The 18867-nt window shown below is 65.5% G+C and carries 19 protein-coding genes and 1 pseudogene; 4 read left to right on the forward strand and 16 right to left on the reverse strand.

Going from position 1 to position 18867, the window contains the following annotated elements:
• Positions 1-18: 18 nt before the first annotated feature.
• The 6 genes from NTCA1_RS15580 to NTCA1_RS15605 form a co-directional block, all read right to left on the reverse strand.
• Positions 19-1353, reverse strand: coding sequence for an LLM class flavin-dependent oxidoreductase (locus NTCA1_RS15580; RefSeq protein WP_133084462.1), 1335 nt, complete (start codon positions 1351-1353; stop codon positions 19-21).
• 106 nt (positions 1354-1459) lie between these two features.
• On the reverse strand, positions 1460-2551 hold the full coding sequence (locus NTCA1_RS15585; RefSeq protein ID WP_133084461.1) for an LLM class flavin-dependent oxidoreductase: 1092 nt from the start codon (positions 2549-2551) through the stop codon (positions 1460-1462).
• A gap of 39 nt (positions 2552-2590) precedes the next feature.
• On the reverse strand, positions 2591-3823 hold the full coding sequence (locus NTCA1_RS15590) for a rhodanese-like domain-containing protein (protein WP_086491901.1): 1233 nt from the start codon (positions 3821-3823) through the stop codon (positions 2591-2593).
• Positions 3820-4440, reverse strand: a complete 621-nt coding sequence (locus tag NTCA1_RS15595; RefSeq protein ID WP_133084460.1) for a cysteine dioxygenase — start codon at positions 4438-4440, stop codon at positions 3820-3822. Before NTCA1_RS15595 ends, NTCA1_RS15590 begins: the two co-directional genes overlap by 4 nt.
• The gene (locus tag NTCA1_RS15600) at positions 4437-5231 is read right to left on the reverse strand and encodes an ABC transporter ATP-binding protein (protein WP_133084459.1); all 795 of its coding nucleotides are present in this window, start codon (positions 5229-5231) and stop codon (positions 4437-4439) included. Before NTCA1_RS15600 ends, NTCA1_RS15595 begins: the two co-directional genes overlap by 4 nt.
• A gap of 56 nt (positions 5232-5287) precedes the next feature.
• Positions 5288-6070: an ABC transporter permease gene (locus tag NTCA1_RS15605; RefSeq protein ID WP_133084458.1), complete on the reverse strand. Its 783-nt coding sequence runs from the start codon at positions 6068-6070 to the stop codon at positions 5288-5290.
• Between the two features lie 288 nt (positions 6071-6358).
• Here NTCA1_RS15605 and NTCA1_RS15610 point away from each other — a divergent pair, with 288 nt between their 5' ends.
• Together NTCA1_RS15610 and NTCA1_RS15615 are read left to right on the forward strand one after the other, a co-directional pair.
• On the forward strand, positions 6359-7192 hold the full coding sequence (locus NTCA1_RS15610) for a LysR substrate-binding domain-containing protein (protein WP_086491897.1): 834 nt from the start codon (positions 6359-6361) through the stop codon (positions 7190-7192).
• A gap of 152 nt (positions 7193-7344) precedes the next feature.
• Complete coding sequence (locus NTCA1_RS15615) at positions 7345-8016, forward strand: peroxiredoxin-like family protein (protein WP_133084457.1); 672 nt, start codon at positions 7345-7347, stop codon at positions 8014-8016.
• A gap of 24 nt (positions 8017-8040) precedes the next feature.
• Here the strand turns inward: NTCA1_RS15615 and NTCA1_RS15620 are convergent, their stop codons facing one another.
• From NTCA1_RS15620 to ectA, 9 genes are all read right to left on the reverse strand, one after another.
• Positions 8041-8874 (reverse strand): hypothetical protein, encoded by an 834-nt coding sequence (locus NTCA1_RS15620; protein ID WP_133084456.1) that lies wholly within the window; start codon positions 8872-8874, stop codon positions 8041-8043.
• Positions 8875-8877: 3 nt separating this feature from the next.
• On the reverse strand, positions 8878-10104 hold the full coding sequence (locus tag NTCA1_RS15625) for a mechanosensitive ion channel family protein (RefSeq protein ID WP_306439296.1): 1227 nt from the start codon (positions 10102-10104) through the stop codon (positions 8878-8880).
• A gap of 116 nt (positions 10105-10220) precedes the next feature.
• Positions 10221-11483: an MFS transporter gene (locus NTCA1_RS15630; RefSeq protein WP_236549363.1), complete on the reverse strand. Its 1263-nt coding sequence runs from the start codon at positions 11481-11483 to the stop codon at positions 10221-10223.
• Positions 11484-11536: 53 nt separating this feature from the next.
• Positions 11537-12805 carry an MFS transporter gene (locus NTCA1_RS15635; RefSeq protein WP_133084453.1) on the reverse strand — a complete coding sequence of 423 codons (1269 nt, stop codon included), beginning with the start codon at positions 12803-12805 and terminating at the stop codon, positions 11537-11539.
• 69 nt (positions 12806-12874) lie between these two features.
• A complete protein-coding gene (locus NTCA1_RS15640) occupies positions 12875-14314 on the reverse strand; it encodes an aspartate kinase (RefSeq protein ID WP_133084452.1) in 1440 nt (479 codons plus the stop codon).
• Positions 14311-15237 (reverse strand): ectoine hydroxylase, encoded by a 927-nt coding sequence (gene thpD, locus NTCA1_RS15645; RefSeq protein WP_133084451.1) that lies wholly within the window; start codon positions 15235-15237, stop codon positions 14311-14313. Before thpD ends, NTCA1_RS15640 begins: the two co-directional genes overlap by 4 nt.
• 18 nt (positions 15238-15255) lie before the next feature.
• Positions 15256-15642, reverse strand: coding sequence for an ectoine synthase (locus tag NTCA1_RS15650; protein ID WP_086491890.1), 387 nt, complete (start codon positions 15640-15642; stop codon positions 15256-15258).
• Between the two features lie 29 nt (positions 15643-15671).
• Entirely contained in the window at positions 15672-16988 is a 1317-nt protein-coding gene (ectB, locus tag NTCA1_RS15655) for a diaminobutyrate--2-oxoglutarate transaminase (RefSeq protein ID WP_133084450.1), read from the reverse strand.
• Between the two features lie 17 nt (positions 16989-17005).
• Positions 17006-17512: a diaminobutyrate acetyltransferase gene (gene ectA / locus NTCA1_RS15660; protein ID WP_086491972.1), complete on the reverse strand. Its 507-nt coding sequence runs from the start codon at positions 17510-17512 to the stop codon at positions 17006-17008.
• Between the two features lie 311 nt (positions 17513-17823).
• Between ectA and NTCA1_RS15665 the strand changes: the two genes are divergently transcribed.
• On the forward strand, positions 17824-18285 hold the full coding sequence (locus NTCA1_RS15665; protein ID WP_133084449.1) for a MarR family winged helix-turn-helix transcriptional regulator: 462 nt from the start codon (positions 17824-17826) through the stop codon (positions 18283-18285).
• A 216-nt stretch (positions 18286-18501) separates the two neighbouring features.
• Here the strand turns inward: NTCA1_RS15665 and NTCA1_RS28720 are convergent, their stop codons facing one another.
• On the reverse strand, positions 18502-18693 hold the full coding sequence (locus NTCA1_RS28720) for a hypothetical protein (protein ID WP_236549364.1): 192 nt from the start codon (positions 18691-18693) through the stop codon (positions 18502-18504).
• Here NTCA1_RS28720 and NTCA1_RS28725 point away from each other — a divergent pair.
• Positions 18632-18823: pseudogene (locus NTCA1_RS28725) on the forward strand (TonB-dependent receptor plug domain-containing protein); the annotation flags it as partial. The gene NTCA1_RS28720 and the pseudogene NTCA1_RS28725 sit on opposite strands and share 62 nt — an antisense overlap.
• Positions 18824-18867 lie beyond the last annotated feature (44 nt).

The following is an 18867-nucleotide window of genomic DNA, read 5'->3' on the forward strand; positions in this document are numbered from 1 at the left end:
CTTCTCCTTTGCGTTCTGTCAGGCGGCATCGCGGCGCAGGCGCGCGGCGGTGTTGCGGTTTTCGGGAACCTCCAGCCCCAGCGTTTCGCGCAAGGTGCCGCCGGGGTAGTCGCGCTTGTAGATCCCCCGCGCCTGCAGGATCGGCACGACATGATCGACGAAGACCTCGAGCTGTCCGGGGAGGGATTCAAACAAATTGAAACCGTCCGATCCCCGCTGTTCGAGCCAGAGCTGGAAGCGGTCGGCGATCTGTTCGGGCGTGCCGGTGAAATGGCTGCGCGGCGTGGCGACGCGCAGGGCGATCTCGCCAAGGGTCAATCCCTGCTCAGCGGCTTTCAGCACTTTCTCGGACGCGCTCTGATTGCTCCTGCGGCCTTCTTCGGCGACATGTTGCGGGAACGGCCCCTCGGGATCGTAGACGCTGAAATTGTGGTCGTTGAAAGAGCGGCCCAGCGCCCGCAAGGCGTTCTCCAGGCTGACCAGACCCGCCAGTTCGCCATGGAGCCGCTCGGCCTCCTCCTCGGTCGAGCCCACCACCGGCCGGCCGCCCGGAAGCACCAGAAGCTGCTCCGGGTCGCGGCCGAAACCGCGTGCCCGCGCCTTGACGTCGGCGTAGAAGGCCTGGCCTTCGGCAAGATCCTCCTGATGAGTGAAGATCGCCTCGGCATGACGCGCGGCGAAGTTGCGGCCATCCTCCGAGGAACCCGCCTGGAAGATCACCGGCTGACCCTGCGGCGAGCGCGAGATGTTGAGCGGGCCCTTCACCGAAAGGAACTCGCCCTTGTGGTTCAGTTCGTGGAGCTTGCCCGGATCGAGGAATTGGCCGCTGGCCTTGTCGCGAACCAGGGCGTCATCCTCCCAGCTGTCCCAGAGCCCCTTCACGACTTCGAGGTATTCCTCGGCAAGGCGATAGCGCACATCGTGGTCGAGGTGCCTGTCGCGCCCGAAATTGGCGGCGCTGCCCTCCAGCCACGAGGTGACGACGTTCCATCCGGCCCGGCCGCCGCTGATGTGGTCGAGCGAGGCGAACTGGCGGGCGAGGTTGTAGGCCTCGGTATAGCTCACCGTGGCAGTGCCCACGAGACCGATGCGATGCGTCACTGCCGCCACTGCCGAGAGGATGGTGAGCGGCTCGAAGCGGTTGAGATAATGCGGAGAAGAGCGCGCGTTGATCGAAACGCTGTCTGCCACGAAAAGATAGTCGAACTTGCCGCGCTCGGCCACCTGTGCCTGCCGCGTGTAGAACGACAGGCTGGTGCTGGCATCGACTTGCGCTGCCGGGTGGCGCCAGTCGTCCCAGCCGGGGCCGACGCCGTGCAGGATGAAACCGAGTTTGAGTTGGCGGGTGCTCATGTCATTCCTCCTTCTGCGTGGGTTCAGGCTATGCGGGCAGGCGGAACCGAACCAACGCGGATGGCTGATAGGAAGGTGAGTATTTCCAAAGCGCCGATGGCCGGAATCAGCCTGCCAGCGCGACTTTGTCCGTGCCCTCGCGCGCGGCGACCTTGGCGCGGACCAGCGGGATCAGGTCGCGGCCATAATCGATCGCGTCGGCCAGCGGTTCGAAGCCCCGGATCAGGAAGTGATCGATGCCGATATCGTAATATTCGAGAAGAGCATCGGCGACCTGTTCGGGCGTGCCGACAAGGCCGGTGCTGTTGCCCGCGGCGCCGGTAAGCGCGGCCACGCCGGTCCAGAGGCGGGTATCCCGGCGCTGGGTCTGCGCCGTTTCCAGCAGGCGCAGCGATCCGGCATTGGGCGGACGGTGACCGCTGGTGGGCAGGCCCGCCGCCTCGCGCTGCGCGCGCACTTTCTCGGTGATCGCATCGGCTTTCTTCCAGGCCGCTTCCTCGGTGTCGGCGATGACCGGCCGCAGCGAGAGCGAGAAGCCGGGATTGCGCCCATGCTGCGCGGCGGCGTGGCGCACCGCACGCACCGCTTCGCCCACCTGCTCCAGCGTCTCGCCCCAGAGCGCGTAGACATCGGCATGGCGACCGGCCACCTCGATCGCCTCGGGCGACGAACCGCCGAAGAAGACCGGCAGGTTTTGCGGCTTCACGGCGCTGAAGCCTCCGCGCACCTCATAGAAGCGGCCGGAGTGATCGAAGGGCGCGGCTTCCGCCCATTCGCGCTTGAGCACGTCCAGGTATTCGTCGCTGCGCAAGTAGCGCTCGGCCTTCAGCGTATGGACGTCCCCGTCGCGCGCCATCTCTTCATCGGCGCCGCCGGTAATGATGTGTACCGCAACGCGTCCGCCGGAAAGCTGGTCCAGCGTGGCAAGCTGCCGCGCCGCCAGCGTCGGCTGCGTGAAACCGGGCCGGTGCGCCACAAGGAAACCGAGGCGCGTGGTGATCGCCGCGGCATGGGCGGCGACGATCTGGCTCTCCGGCGAACTGGAACCGAAGGGAATCAGCACCCGGTCGAACCCGCCCGCTTCCTGCGCGCGGGCGGCCGCGTCCACATAGTCACGGTCCAGCACGCGTGAGCGTGGACCGGCGTGGATCTCGGAACTGTCGTTGAAGCCGATATAGCCGATGAACTTGACGGTCATGATGCGCGTACTCCCTGAGGGATCAGATAAAGGGGGGGATCAGATGACAAAGAAGCCGTGGGTGCCGTCACGCTCGAGTTGCGCGACAAGGCCATATTCCCAGTCGAGATAGGCCTGCATGGCCGCCTCGCGGTTGTCGGTGCCCTCATAGGGCCGCTTGTACCGGCCGTGCGGTCCGCGCGGCGGCGGCGCGCCGTCGTCACCGGTTTCGAGCGGTCCGTCGAAGGCATCCGCCAGCACCAGCACTTCCCAGCCGAGCTGGGCGAGCCACGAAGCGGTCATGTCCGCGCGGGAGCCAAGGTCGTCGACCAGCACGATGCGCGCGCCGCGCACGGGCGCGAAATGGTCGGTTTCCTGCACGAGCTGGCCGCCCGGCGCGTTGCGGAATCCAGCCGGGTGCCCGGCGGCGAAGTCGGCAGGCTGGCGTACGTCGAAGCGATAGAGCGTGCGATCGCTGTCCGCGATCAAGCCCTTCAGGTCGGCGCTGTCGATCCGCCGCACCCCGGCGCGATAGGCAACGTCGCGGGCACGTTCCCTGGCAAGATCGTGTCCGCTGCCCTCGCCCTTCTCCACGCTCTCCTGGCGCCCGGTTTCCAGAGCCTGCCCCGCCAGGGTCCAGCCGATCGTGCCGTTGCGCAGCGCGAAGATGCGGTTGGGCAAGCCGGCATTGATAAGCGACTGGGTACCGATGATGCTGCGGGTGCGGCCGGCGCAGTTGACGATGATCGTCGTGTCCGGGTCGGGCGCGGCGACAGGCGCGCGCAATACCAGTTCGGCACCCGGCACGCTGCGCCCACCGGGGATGCTCATTGTCGCATATTCGTCGAAGCGGCGCGCGTCGAGAATGGCGATGTCAGCCTTTTCCTCGATCAGCGCCAGCACGTCCGGTGCAGGCAGAGAAGGCGTATGGCGGCGATGCTCGACCAGTTCGCCGAAGGCCTTAGAATAGCTGTTCACGTCCTCGAACAACTCGTATCCCGCTGCCTTCCAGCCCGCGAGGCCGCCCTCCAGCACATCGGCTTGCGTATAGCCGAGCGCGCGCAGCTGATGCAGCGCCGGTTCCGCCAATCCCTCTCCGTCATCGTAGACGACGATCGGGGTATTCTGGCGCGGGATACGCCACGGCGCTTCGAGGGCGATGCGCTGCAGCGGAATCTGCGCGGCGAACAGCGGATGGCCGAGCGCGAACAGCGCCTCCTGCCGTACATCGATCAGGGCGATCTCGCGGCGGGCGAGCAAGGCGCTGCGAATGGCTTCTGGAGAAACGCTCATGCCCGGATCACTCCATTCCAGAGGTTGGGCAGGACCGCGTTTGCATAGCCCGAGATGAAAGGACGCTCCTCCCCACTGTCGCGGTAGGTCGCGCGCTCGACCGCGCCGATATTGGCGCCGTAGACGTGGATCGAGATCGAGACGCGATCGGCAAAGGCATTGGCGACGCGGTGAATGTCGCCCGCCTGCGGATCGATCGCTTCGACTTCGCCTGCCCGCAGTTCTCCGGTCGCCCCGGCTTGCAGGAGCGTGCCGTCTTCCCGGCGGCGGTAGTTCCGCACTGTCTCCGCCCCCCGCAGGACGCCCACGAGGCCCCAGACGCGGTGATCGTGAACCGGCGTCGCCTGCCCCGGCCCCCAGACGAAGGAGACGACGCTGAAGCGCTCGGCGCTGTCGCAATGGAGCAGGTATTGCTGGTAGCGCTCGGGGTGCGGGCGGGCGAAGGCTTCGGGCAGCCAATCGTCCTGCGCCACCAGACGCGCCAGCAGATTGCCACCGCGTTCAAGGATCGCTGCCTGCCCGGCGCCGCTGTCGAGGATATCGGCAAACCCCGTCACGAAACGGCGCAGCGGAGCGATGTCATGCACCGGGACCGCGAGAGAGACCGGCGCGTTCATGCCAGACCTCCGGCATGAAGCGCGATGACCTCGGCAGGCGAAGGACCGTCGGACAGATGACCGCCGAGCGCACGCAGCAGGCGGTCGCGCAGACCGCGCGCGACATGGCCGCGCTCGCCGCGCGGGGCCTCTATCCGCTCCTGGGTGACGATGCGGCCCTGATCGAGCAGGACGATCCGATCCGCCAGCGCGATCGCCTCGTCCACATCGTGGGTGACCATCATCACCGCGGGGCGATGCCGCGTCCACAGCGACAGCACGAGTTCGTGCATCCGCAGCCGCGTCAACGCATCCAGCGCGGCGAAAGGCTCGTCCAGCAGCAGCAGGCTCGGTTCGCGCACCAGAGCACGGGCAAGCGCCACGCGCTGCGCCTCGCCGCCGGAAAGCGTCAGCGGCCATGCCTCCAGCCGGTGGCCGAGGCCGACCTCGCGCAGGGCATCCTCGGCCCATCGCCGTACATCACCCTGCCGCAGGCCGAGCGCGACGTTGCGCCAGACTTTCTTCCACGGCAGCAGGCGGGCATCTTGAAACACGACGGCGCGGGAATCCGGCACGACCACGTCCTGCCCCGGCGCGGGATCCAGGCCCGCAAGGGTCCGCAGCAGCGTGGTCTTTCCAGACCCGGAACGCCCGAGCAGCGCCACGAACTCGCCCGGCGCGATTTCGAGATCTAGGCCCGAAATGACAGTGGTTTCGCCAAAACGCCGGACGAAATCCTTCAGGCGCACCACCGGCTGCCGAGGCGGAAGCTGTGGCTGCGAGCGGCGCAGACCATGGGTTCGAGCGTTCATATTCTTATGCTCCGGTAGGATTGGCTGAGCCCGCCAAGGGCCCGGAATGGCGCCGTTCACTGCGTGACAATGCTGGGCCGCCAAGCAAGGGCGCGCCCCTCGACCGCGCGCACCAGCGCGTCCGCGGTCAGACCGAGACCCGCGTAGATCATAAGGCACACGACGATGATGTCGGTGCGCATGAAATCGCGGGCGTTATTGATCAGGTAACCCAGCCCGGCCGATGCATTGATCTGTTCGGCCACGACCAGAACCAGGATCGCCACGGACAGCGAATAGCGCAGGCCGACCAGCAGCGACGGCAAGGCTCCCGGCAGAATGACGTGAAAGACCAGTTCGGCACGGCTGAGGCCGAAACTCCGAGCCCCTTCGAGCAGCCGAAGATCGACGCCCCGGATACCGCTGTAGAGGTTGAGATAGACGGGAAATATCGAGGCGAAGGCAATGAGCGCCACCTTCGGCGTTTCACCGATGCCGAACCAGACTATGAACAGCGGGGTCAGGGCCAGTGTCGGTATCGTGCGCTTGATCTGCATGAGCGGATCGACCGCCACTTCCCCCTGCCGGGAAAGACCGGCCACGAGTGCCAGCACCACGCCGATGGTGACGCCGATCACCAGCCCCAGAGCGATCCGCAGGAACGAGACCCACAGGTTCGCCGCAAGCTCGCCAGAGATCGCCATGCCCCAAAGCGTTGCCACGACTTTCGAAGGCGCGGCCAATGTGCGCTCGGGGATGAGCCCGAGACGGGAGCCTGCTTCCCAGGCGGCCAGGAAGACCAGGGGAGAAAGCCATCGGGCGCTGGTTAGACGGGCAATGAGGCGTCGGGTCGGGGTCATCGGTTCTTTCGTCCAGGATCGGCCGAAAGAAGACACAGCATTCTCAACCTATTCAATTGAGTTTTGCCGATTCAGGTATCAGCGATGCTCATAGAGCCTGGAAAAGCTGGCGGTCGTCTCGATCAGGCGTGCCGGATTCAAGGCGAGTTCCGCGCCGGAACGCAGGAGTCACGAACAAGGCCACGAACAAGGATTGCAATCAATGCTGCAATTTCTACTAATTTGGTTGAGAATGCAGGACAGCCTACCTGTCTCGGCGCCGACCTTCCAACCGCGAGTGATTCGAGCATGCCCGTCAATCTTCCGACCAATCTCCTTCGCAGCTTCGTGGCGATCGTCGATACCGGTTCCATGCTCCATGCTTCCGAACGCGTTTACGTCAGCCAGTCAGCGCTGAGCCTCCAGATCAAGCGGCTGGAAGAGCTGCTCCAGCAGGCGCTTTTCCATCGTGAAGGGCGGCGTCTCACGCTCACGCCATCCGGCGAACTCATGCTCGATTACGCCCGCAAGGTGCTCAGCATCCACGATGAGGCCGTGGCTGCCGTCGCAGCAGGGCATTTCACGGGGCCTGCCCGGATCGGCATGGTGCAGGATTTTGCGGAAATGCTGCTCTCTGGCCTGCTCGCCCGCTTCGCGGAACTGCACCCGGAGGCCCAGCTCTATTCGCGTGTCGCCGGAACGGCCGAACTGCTCGGTCAGCTCGAACGGCGCCAGTTGGACATCGTATTGGGATTTGCGGCCAACAACGATCCCAATGCCATCGCCAGTGCGCCTATGGCCTGGTACGGCAAGCCCGAACTTGCCTTGCAGGATACCGTGCAACTCGCCGTCCTGGAGCCCCCCTGCCGCTTTCGCGAGGCCGCGATCAGGGCACTGGAAGACGCCGGACGATCCTATCGCATTTCCGTCGAAACCCCCAATCTCACCGCCTTGCGCGCCGCAGTCGATGCGGGATTGGGGCTTACCTGCCGCACGCACCTGTTCCTGCGCGAACAACCGCTCGTGGAGCCGGGACTGCCAGCCTTGCCCAACGTCTCCTGCATTCTTCAGACGGCACCAGGCCTCGACGGCCCGACCAGCCAGCTGGCAAAATTGGCTCGGGAAGTCGTGGCGACGCTTTAGGGGTAGGGTTCGGTTCAGGCAGAGCGGAAGGCCAATAAACCAGCGTGCGGTCACGTATTTGAAATTTTAAACAAAGCCCGATTTGTTCTCGTTATTCCCGCCTTCCCGCGCCTCCTAGACTGGCGGTGGACCAGTATCGCGGGAACAAGACGATGAGTAAAAGCCTTGAGGACCGTTTTGCCGAATTGCAGGCTGAGCGTGTACGCACCTGGAATGAAGACCAACTGGCGCGCAATGCCTTGCAGCGCCGGTTGCTCACTGAACGTCACGATCCCGCGAAGTTGCCGCAAGTCGGCGATGCCATCGCGCCGTTCACCCTGATCGATCAAGACGGCCGCGAACTGACGCGCGACGACCTGCTTGCCCAGGGCCCGGCCGTCCTGCTGTTCTTCCGTTTCGGCGGCTGTCCGGCCTGCAACATTGCCCTGCCCTACTACAACGAAACGCTCTGGCCGCACTTGCGTGAAAGAGGCATTCCCCTGGTCGCAGCAAGCGCGCAGATCCCGGTCGATCGCAGCCTCATCGACCGTCACGCCCTGGGTTTCACCGTCGCCAGCGATCCCGACTATGCCCTGGCCCGCAGCCTCGGAATCACGTTCCTGCCGGAAGAGCAACCGAGGGTCGAACCCGGTGCGGCCTGGATCGGCGCGACCCTTGGCACCGACAGCTATGAAATCGATCAGCCCGCCGTGCTGGTTCTCGACGAAACGGCACGGGTCCTGTTCTTCGAGGCCAGCCCCGACTGGCTGCTGCGGACCGAAAGCGAAGCGATCCTGGCCGCGCTTGCCATCGTCGCTTCTCCATCGATCAACGAAGCAAGGTAGACCTCAACGAGAGCCCGGTCCGCGTCAACTGCGCGCACAGGGGCCAAGCGCGGCCAAGACCATGCGATAATCCGCGTAGGCTTGCTGCTTGGCCGCGAAAGTCCCCGAAACGTAAGCGCTCTGCGGGGGCGAAGGCGGCAGGAAGCAGGCGAGGTTGTACCATGCGAGTGTCTCTTTCGCGGGCGGCAGCAATGCGCCTGTTGCCACTTCCGAGAAAGATACGCCCCAGCTTGCCGACTGGCCGGGTTCGTGCCGCACGGAGATCGTGGCCGGGCCTTTTGCCGTATCCAGGAAGATCTGGGTCAGCCCGCGTTCCGCAAGGTTACCCTGCACGAAGCCGAGTTCCCTGACGCGGGTGACCGGCGCCGATGTTGCGGGTGAAACCAGCGCGCGCAGAACCGACTGCAGCCTGCTTTCGCGTTCCGGCGACCAGAGTTGCTGCGCCGTGGGTTCGACCAATTTGAGTTCCTGGGGCCGACCGGGGACGCGCGAGGCGAAAAGGAAGACGTCCTTTCCGGTCAGATCGGCTGCTCCGTTCGCGGGTTCCGCTGGCATGTCCACCAGATAGCGCAGCGAACCGCCGATACCGCTTTTGCCGTAGAGCAGAGCGCGCGTCGTTGCCTGTGCATAGTAGCGCCGGTGCGTCGGCGGCAGCGTGCCGGACGTCGCCGCAACCGGCTCCATGCGCGTGACCCGCGCCAGCACGACGAGATCGGCCTTCCTCGAAAGCTCGACGGTATCGGCATATGTGGCCTGATCCGCGAGGCGGGATCGGACTTGAGCCATGCCGGTATCCGGCGCGGCCAGACAAAGGGCGGTCGCAAGGCCCAGCAGGGCGGAAGAAAGACGGGCAGTCATGGATCAGCTGTTCCACCGAGAGGGCATGGAAGCGGAAGCGCTTCCTTCCCGTTCAGGACTACATGCGGCGTCCCTGGCGAGAAACGCAAGATCCGATCCCGACGGTCGCTGGAAAATCCTCAGCCCGAATTCCGGCATGACCGCGAGCAGATGGTCGAAGATGTCGGCCTGGATCGTTTCATATTGTGCCCAGACCGTCGTTGTCGCGAATGCATAGATTTCGAGCGGAAGGCCATTCTCGCTGGGCGCAAGCTGACGCACCAGCAGGGTCTTGTCGTCGGCGATATCCGGCCGCGCCTTCAGATAGGCCAGGACATAGGCGCGGAAAGTGCCAAGGTTGGTCAACCGCCGTGCATCGAGGACTTCGCTGGGAGCATGCTCCCGGTTCCAAGCCTGCACTTCGTCCTGACGCTGCCGGAGATAATCGCGCAGCACACCGAACCGCGCGAATTTCGCAAGATCGGCCTCATCGAGAAAGCCGATCGAATTCTGGTCGATCATCAAGGCACGCATGATCCGGCGACCGCCGGATTCGGACATGCCCCGCCAGTTGCGGAAGCTCTCCGTAATCAGGCGATAAGTGGGGATCGTGGTGATCGTCTTGTCGAAATTCTGAACTTTCACGGTGTGCAGGGCAATGTCGATCACATCGCCGTTGGCATCGAGCTTGGGCATCTCGATCCAGTCGCCCACGCGCACCATGTCGTTCGAACCGATCTGCACGGATGCGACGAGCGAGAGGATCGTGTCCTTGAAAACCAGCATGAGAACCGCCGCCATGGCGCCGAGGCCTGACAGGAGCAGCAGAGGCGACTGGTTCATCAGCGCCGCCAGGACCAGGATCGCGGCTGCGGCATAGACCAGCAGGTTGGCCACCTGGACGTAGCCCTTGATCGGCCGGTTCCCGGCATCGGGGCGGCGCTGGTATAGCTCGTTGCCGAGCGTCAGCGTCGCTGTCACGGCAAGGGCGAGGGTCAGGATGATGATCACCGCGCAAAGGCTGTGGACGAGCGAGACGAGCCCCGGCGGCAGCCCCGGCACGGCGGCGATGCCCACTTGCACGATCACGGTCGGCAGGATGTTCGAAAGGCGCGCGGCGATGGCGCCGACATGCCGGGCTTCCGCTTCGAACGGGCTGCGCCCGAGCAGGCGAAGCACGCCCTTGAGCACGATCCGCTTAGCGACCCAGTTCGCCAGGGCGGCACCGGCCAGCAGTGCGAGAAGGGCCATGCCCGTCTGCATCCAGGGCTCGCTCGCCCAGGGCAGATCCAGGGTTGGAAAACGGAAAGTCGATGGGGATGGGGTAGGCAAGACGGTTCCTCAAAAGGATCGGTACGGTGACCTGTTCAGGTCCTTGGCAGCGGCTTTCCGGCGCTTTCCGGGGTGAATTCGAGCGCGAGAAGACCGCAGAGGCAGGCCAGGATCATGACGTAGGCAGGCACCAGCGGGTTGCCTGTCACATCGATGAGCCAGGCGTTGACGACAGGTGCCGTGCCTCCGAACAGCGAGGTAGACAGGTTGTAGGCCAGCGCAAAGCCCGCAAATCGCACCGAGGTGGGGAAGAAGGCCGGAAAGGTCGCCGAAATCGTCGCGAGTTGGGGCACATAGAGCAGGCCGAGCAGCACGTAGCCGATCGCCGCCTGTACCGGGCCTAGGCCCATGAGATGGTAGAGCGGGATCACCAGCAGGGTGAGCCCCAGCAGCGATGCCCGCCACATCGGCTTGCGACCGATCCGGTCGGACAGGGCACCGGCGAACGGGAGCAGGAGCATCATGAACAGCATGCCGGAGATCGGCACGATCAGGGCCGTGTCGGTGGCAAGGCCGAGACGGCGCTCCAGATAGGTCGGCATGTAGCTCAGCAGCGTGTAGTTGACCACGTTAAGGGCGATGACGAGGCCGCTCATCGCCAACAGGGGGCGGCGATAGCGGGAAAGCAGGTGGCGAAGTCCGGCTGGTTCCGCCTCTCCGCTTTCGCGCTGTGCCTCCGCTTCCTGGAACAATGGCGTCTCCGCCATGCGCGCCCGCAAGTAGAGGCCGACCAACCCCAGCGGTCCGGCCAGCAGGAACGGCAGGCGCCAGGCCCATTCGCGCATTGCCGTATCCCCCAGCAGCAGCGAGAAGCCCAGCATCAGCAGGGCGCCGGCGCTGAAACCGGCTAGGGTGCCCACTTCCAGAAAGCTGCCGTAGAAGCCGCGCTTCCCGTCCGGGGCATATTCGGCCATGAAGATCGCGGCACCGCCGTATTCGCCACCGGTGGAGAAGCCCTGCACCATGCGCAGGACCACGAGCAGCGCGGGTGCCCAGCCGCCGATCGCGGCATAGGAGGGGATGAGACCGACGCCGACAGTGGCACCGGCCATGAGCAGGATCGTCAGGCCGAGCACGGCCTTGCGGCCATAGCGGTCTCCCAGCGGCCCCCAGAACAGGCCGCCGAGCGGACGCACCAGGAACGAGATCGCAAAAGTGGCAAGCGCGAACAGCGTCGCCTCCGCCGTCTCGCCGGGAAACAGGGCGGCGGAAATGTAGCTCACGCCATAGGCGTAGATCCCGTAATCGAACCACTCGGTGGCATTGCCGATGGCGGATGCGGAGATGGCTCTGCGCAAGTCACGCGGCGCGGCGCTTTGTATTTGAGCGGGCAGTATTCTGGCGGGCGGATTCAATGACGGCTCCCTGTTTCCCCGGGCTCGTCCGGTGCTGCGGATGTTTCCGAGGCGAGCGGATCGAGCGAAGCGGCCAGCGGCGAGGTGCGCGGCAGGCCGACGTAGTTTTCCTGAAGGTGGGCGGGCACGGGGGCCGACTTCGCCTGCCGCAGCAGCGCGAACGAAAGCGCGGCGCTCGCACAGGCGGCAATGAACAGGAACAGTCCCGAAGCCCCGGTCAGAGACACGGCCAGGGATCCCGTGGCCGGTCCGGCAGCGGCGCCCAGCGAATAGACGAGCACGAGACCGCCGCTCGCCGCCACCCGCTTTTCCGGCGCGAGGTGGTCGTTGGTATGGGCCGCGCACAAGGGATAGAGCGCGAAACTCAGCCCTCCGAACAGGGCGCCGAGCCCGAGCAGCAGCACCCCCGCCTCCGCCGTGAGGGCGATCGTCAGCGCGGCGGCCAGCGTTCCGGCGAAAGCGAGCACGATGACCTTGCGGCGGTCGATGCGGTCGGACAGCCAGCCGAGCGGCCATTGCAGCACCACGCCGCCCAGGATCACCACGCTCATGAACAGGGTGGTCTGCGAAAGATCCATGCCCAGCCGGCGCGCGAACACGGCGCCAAGCGCATAGAAAGCGCCGAGCATCACGCCGGTCAGCCCGGCACCGACCATGCCGAGAGGCGAGGTTTGGTAGAGTTCCCGAAACGGCAGCGGCGCGAAATCGCCCGTTTCGGGCGCGGCGATCCGGGTCAGCAGCACAGGGATGGCCGCCAGGGAAATCAGGATCGATCCCACCAGCAGCGGCACCGCCGGTCCCCCCGCTCCCAGGCGGATGAGGAACTGCCCCGCCGCCTGCCCGCCGTAGAGCATGATCATGTAGCCGGCCAGCACCATGCCCCGCCGATCCGGTTCGGCGCGCTCGTTCAGCCAGCTTTCCACGCAGACGTAGATCCCCGCCAGGCACAGTCCATCGAGGAAGCGCAGCGCGCCCCAGAACACGGCATGGGTATGGAGCGCATAGGCCAGCGTATCCGCGCTCAGCAGCGTGACGAAGGCCGCGAAGGCCCGGATATGGCCGATGCGCCCGACCAGGGCTGGCACGCGGACCGACCCCAGGGTGAGCCCGGCGAAATAGGCGGTGCCGACGAGACCTATCGCCAGCGCACCGCTTCCCGCCCGTTCCAGCCGCAACGCGACGAGCGTGTTGAGGAACCCGCCGCCCGCCATGAGCAGGAAGATGGCGATCAGCAGGCTGCGGACGGGAAGGATGGCCTTTAGCATGATGTCGATGCTAGCATGATGATGCGGCGCCCGTTCCGCCGGAGTGCGGCAAAGGGCGCCTTTTCCCGGTCAGGCCGCGGCGCGGTCGGTGGCGGTGCCTGCCTCGACCAGGGCCGCGTGGAGGGCGCGGACGGCTTCCTCGAAGTCCTGCGCCGCGACGATGAACTGGACGTCCACGTTACGGATCTGATGCTGGAGCGCGACGAGGCCGATGCCCGCGCCGTCCAGCGCGGCAAGGGCGCGGGGTACCAGTCCGGGCTCGGACAAGTCGCTGCCGATCACCGAGACCATCGCCACTTCCTGCGCGGTCACCACCGATCCGGGCCACTGCGCGCGCAAGTCATCGACGATCTGCGCGGCCTGTTCGCTGCCGGTGCCGCTGAGGTAATGGGTGATGGTATTGGCGTTGGAACTCTTGCTGACGATCCAGGCGCCGTGGCGGGTCAGCGTTTCCAGGATCGCCGCGTCGTAGCCCTTCTCTCCCACCATGTCCTGCTCGAAGAATTGCAGGGCCTGGACCGAAGCGAGCCCGGTGACGATCTCCACGCGCGGTGCTTTCGAAACGTAGTCGCCCTCGATCAGCGTGCCCTCGTCATGACGTTCGAACGTGTTGCGGACGCGCAGCGGGATACCCGACTGGCGCAGGCCCCTGCCCGCACGCGGATGGATCGCTTCCATGCCCAGGTTCGCGAGCTGGTCGGCCACGTCATAGTTGGTCCACCCGATCTTGCGCGCCCGGCTTTCGCCGACGAGACGGGGATCCGCGCTGGAGAGATGGAACTCCTTGTGGATGACCGCCTCGCGCGCGCCGGTGACGACAGCGATGCGGGAGAAAGTCATCTCGGAGTAGCCGCGGGCATAGCGGCGCACCATGCCGCCTTCGCAGCCCGCGTAGCCGGTAACGATCGGCATCTCGCTTGCAAGATCGATCGAAGCGAAGGCACTGCGGATGCGTTCGTCGAGATCGACCAGATCGTCCTGGCTCCAGACGGAAAGATCGACGAAGACGGCATTGACGCCGCGATCGCGCATAAGCAGCGCCGTGGAGTGCGCCGCATGGGCCTCGCCCAGACCGGCCAGCATCTCCCGCAAGGTGGCGATCTGCTCGGAGAGGCGGAAATGGCCGTGGCGGCGCAGGCGATCGAGATCGTCGAGGCAGGATTCCAGCGCGGCGATCCGCTCTGCGACGAAACGGTCCGCTTCCTCGCGGCTTTCCGGGCGCGCGAACATTTCGGCATTGCGCGCCCACATGGCGCCCAGCACTTCGGTCAGCGCGGTGCGCCATGCGCCCGGCGCCTCGTTGCGCACGAAATGGCCGTGAACGCCCGGCTCGCCGCTCTTCTTGTGCTCGAGCAGCAGATCGGTCATCCCGGCATAGGCCGAGACCACGAAGATCCGGTTGTAGAGATCCGCGCCCTTGCGTCCGGCAATCAGCACGTTCTCGAAGACGGTGGAGGTGGCAGCCATGGACGTGCCGCCGATCTTTTCGACGCTGTGCGTTCCCGTCATGCCGCTACTCCCTCGACAAGTCCCTCGATTGCGCCGGAAATCGGCACTACCGGCGCGAAATCGCGCGCGGCGATGAATTCGGGACGCGGCGCGGGCGCGGCATAGGGCGTCGTCAGGCGATTGCTCGCGGCGTTATAGACCAGAAAGGCATTGGCGCGCGGGAAAGGCGTGATGTTCCCGTTGGAGCCGTGCATGATGTTGCAGTCGAACACCACCACCGTACCCGGCTTGCCGACCGGCGCGTCGATCCCGTGGCGATCGGCCAGCTCGGCCAGGCTGAGTTCGTCGGGAACGCCGTATTCCTGGCGACGCAGGGACTGGCGGTAATGGTCCTGCGGCGTTTCGCCGACGCAGGACACGAAAGTCCCCTGCGAGCCGGGGATCACCATGAGCGGCCCGTTGTTCGGCGTGTTCTCCGCCAGCAGCACCGACATGGACAGCGCCCGCATCGCGGGCATCCCGTCCTCGGCATGCCAGGTCTCGAAATCGGAATGCCAGTAGAATTCCTTGCCCGCGAAGCCCGGCTTGTAATTGAGCCGGGTCTGGTGGAGGTAGACCTCGTCGTCGAGCAGGAAGGCGGCGACACCGGCCAGCCTCCGGTCCGCGGCAAGGCGGGCCATGACGTCGCTCTGGGCGTGGATCTCGAAGATCGAGCGGACTTCCCGGCTGCCGGGTTCGGCAATGACCGTCTCGTCCTTGAGGCCGGCGGGGTCGGCCAGGAGGCGTCCGGTTTCAGCCTGCAGTGCGGCGACTTCCTGCGCGGAAAACAGGTTTTCCAGCACGAGATAGCCGTTCCGGTCGAACTGTTCGACCTGGGTTGCGGTCAGCGGCGCGGCGGGATGCCAGGCCCGCCGCGCAACGGGTTCGCCGCGCGGCTGGAGCCTGGGTTCGCTTTCGCATCGGGTGGGATAGAGATCCTGCATCGTTTGCCTGTCCCTCCCTCAGTCAGCCAGAGCCGGATAGGCGCCGTTCTCGTCATGGACCTCGCGGCCGGTGACGGGCGGATTGAAGGTGCAGGCGCAGAGAATGTCCTCCACCGGGCGCACGATATGGCGGTCATGGGCATTGAGCGCATACATCACCCCCGGCTTCAGTTCGTGGGTCTCGCCGGTGCCGAGATCCTCGATCGTGCCGCTGCCCTGAAGGACGAGCACGGCTTCCAGATGGTTCTGGTAGTGCATGTGCAGTTCCTCGCCCGCGAACATCGTGGTGACGTGGAACGAGAAGCCCATGTCGTCGTCCTTGAGCAGCAGGCGGTCGCTGACCCAGCCCTTGCCCTGGACATGACGGTCGGACTTGCGGATATCTTCGAGATTACGAACGATCATTGGTTAATTCCTTTATGCTGGGATCGGGCTCAGGCGGCGACGCCGAGCTTGCGGGTCGCGGCGAGCGCGGGGAGCGCCTCGGCCACGGCTTCTTCCAGAATATCGAGACCGGCGTTGAGCAGGGCATCGTCGATCACCAGCGGTGCCAGCACCTTGACGATCTCGTCGTAAGCGCCGCTGGTCTCGATGATCAGGCCCTGCGCGAAGCAGGCGGCGGTGATCTTTCCGGCCACCTCGCCGCTGCCCACATCGATGCCGCGCATCATGCCCCGGCCGCGGGTGGACAGACCGTGGCGGACGGCGATCGCTTCGAGGCGGCGCTCCAGGATGCCGCCGCGGCGGGCAATATCGTCGGCGAAGGCCGGATCCGCCCAGAATTCGCGTAGGGCCGCCGTGGCCGTCACGAAAGCGTGGTTGTTGCCCCGGAACGTGCCGTTGTGCTCGCCGGGGGACCACTGATCGAATTCCGGCCGCATCAGGGTCAGCGCGAAGGGCAGGCCCATGCCGGAGAGCGACTTGGCCAGCGTGACGATATCGGGCGTGAAGCCCATGCCATCGAAGCTGAAGAAGCCGCCGGTGCGGCCGCAACCGGCCTGGATGTCGTCCACGATCAGCAGCGCGCCGTGCTTGCGGGCGATGGCGGCGATCCGGCGCAGCCACTCGGGCGAAGCGGCATTGAGGCCGCCTTCGCCCTGCACGGTCTCGACGAGGAAGGCCGCAGGCGCATCGAGCCCGCTGGACGGATCCGACAGGCGCTGTTCCAGCAGTTCGGCCGTATCGACATCCGGCCCGTAGTAGCCGTCGAACGGTTCATGGCTGACATGGCTGAGCGGCACGCCCGCGCCGCTGCGCTTGCCCGCGTTTCCGGTACATGCCAGCGCGCCCAGCGTCATGCCGTGGAAGCCGTTGGTGAAAGCGATCACCATCTCGCGCCCCGTCACCTTGCGCGCCAGCTTGATGGCCGCCTCGACGGCATTGGTGCCGGTGGGACCGGTGAACATCGCCCGATAGTCGAGCCCGCGCGGCTCCAGGATCACTTCCTCGAAAGTGCGCAGGAACTCGCTCTTGGCCTTGGTGTGGAGGTCGAGCGCATGGGTGACGCCGTCACGGGCGATATAGTCGATCAGGGCCTGCTTCAGCACCGGATGATTGTGTCCGTAGTTCAGCGAGGAGCAGCCCGACAGGAAATCGAGATAGCGCCCGCCCTTGCTGTCGTGCAGCCAGACGCCTTCGGCGCGGTCGAACTGGCGGGGCATGGTGCGCGAATAGCTGCGCACCTGGGATTCGCGGCGGTCATAGATGCTGGTATCCGGCGCATGCGCGCTCGGCTGGGGAATCGTCGTCATCTGGAGGAATTTCCTGTTCAGTTGGACGGAGTGAACGTGGACGGAGTGAAAGGCAGGGGCGAAATGCTCGCCTGCCATTCGGTATCGTGCGCTCCGGCGAAATGGGCATCGCGTTCGAAGCGCGGGGAGCGCGTCAGCACGGCGCCGTGGCGCCGCGCGAAGGCGGAGAAAAGAGCCCAGGAGGCCGCGTTCGCCTCGGTAATGGTCGTGGTGAGTTCACGCGCGCCGCGCGAAGCGCTGCGGGCGATCAAGGCGTCGAGCATGCGCCCGCCAAGGCCCTCCCCGCGCGCCTCGGCCGCCACGGCGACCTGCCAGACGAAGATCCGGTCGGGATGAGAGGGCGGACGATAGGCGGAAATCCAGCCGAGCAGCCGGCCTTCTCTTTCGGCGACCACGCAAGTTCCGGCAAAGTCGCTGCACTGGAGAAGATTGCAGTAGGCCGAGTTGCCGTCGAGCGGCGGCGAGGCCGCGATCAAGGCGGAAACGGCAGGCCCGTCCTCGGCACTGGGTTCGCGCAGGACAATAGCAGCGCCGGAATTTCCTTCCGCGACGCCGCCCTCGTCACGCGCGCGGATTGGGCTCGCGGAATCGCTCCGCGGGCGAACTTCATTCACATTATCATCAAATATTACTTCACCCTCCGAAGCACGTTCGCGTGCTTGGCTGTTGCCATGTCATTCGTGGTTCTCGCGTATTACCATAGGGATTGCGAGGAGATGCGCAACAGCACGGTGTCGAAAAGTTCGTTTTCACACCGTCATGGAACTGCAATTAATTCGATTTTCGAAGCATCTTCATACTTGGCGCAAACCCGCAGGAAAGCTAGCTGTCGGGCATGGAAATCGATCTCACACCGGCGGCACTTCTGGCCCTGCGAAAAATTCTCGACGCGGCCGAGCTGGAGAACCGGAAAATGGCCGCCGCGACGGGCCTTACCTCCTCGCAGGCACTGGTGCTGCGGCAGATCGGAGGCCACGAGACGATCACGCCGAGCGCCGTCGCGAGCGCTCTGGGATTTGGACAGGCGACGATCACCAACATCGTCGATCGCCTGGTGGCGGCGCAGCTCGTGACGCGCACGCGTGGCCTTGCCGACAAGCGGCAGGTCATGCTGCAAGTCACCGAACTCGGCCGGGAAAAGCTGAAGGCCTCACCGTTTCCGCTCCAGATGCGCTTCAGCCAGGGCTACGCCGGTCTTGCCTCCTGGGAGCAGGCGATGATCCTGGCTGCGCTGGAACGGCTCGATGGGCTGCTGACGCCGGAGGCACCCGCACCGGCCCGACAATCTGGCGCCTGATCGAACCGCCCCGCTTTACCTCCGCGCGCCCATGAAGCTCTCATTTCGCTGCACTTTTGCACGGCATAAACTATATACGGCTGAATATAGCGAATCGTCGGAACGGCGACAGCGCAAAACATGGGGGCTTTTCATGCGTTTCGCATCCGCTTGCGCGGTTACTCTTTCCTGCATTCTTGCCGCGCCCGCTTTCGCCCAGTCGGAAGTGCCCGCCGATCAGGACGCGCAGCGCGGCAATGCCTTCACGCTCGGCCAGATCATCGTCACCGCGCCGGCGCCCGACGGGCCTGCGATCGCCTCGTCCACGCTCGATGCCGAGGCGATCACCCTGTTCCAGCGCAACAGCCTGGACGACGCGGTGAACCTGATGCCGGGCGTCTCGTCATCGAACAGCGGCGGTTCGCGCAACGAGCGACTGATCAACGTGCGCGGCTTCGATCGCTATCAGGTGCCGCTCTCGATCGACGGCATCCGCGTCTACCTGCCTGCCGACGGGCGGCTCGACTACGGCCGCTTCCTCACTTCCGATATCGCCCAGGTGCAGGTGGCCAAGGGCTATGCCTCGGTGCTCGACGGACCGGG

Source organism: Novosphingobium sp. TCA1 (assembly GCF_009811895.1).
Taxonomy (GTDB): Bacteria; Pseudomonadota; Alphaproteobacteria; order Sphingomonadales; family Sphingomonadaceae; genus Novosphingobium; species Novosphingobium panipatense_A.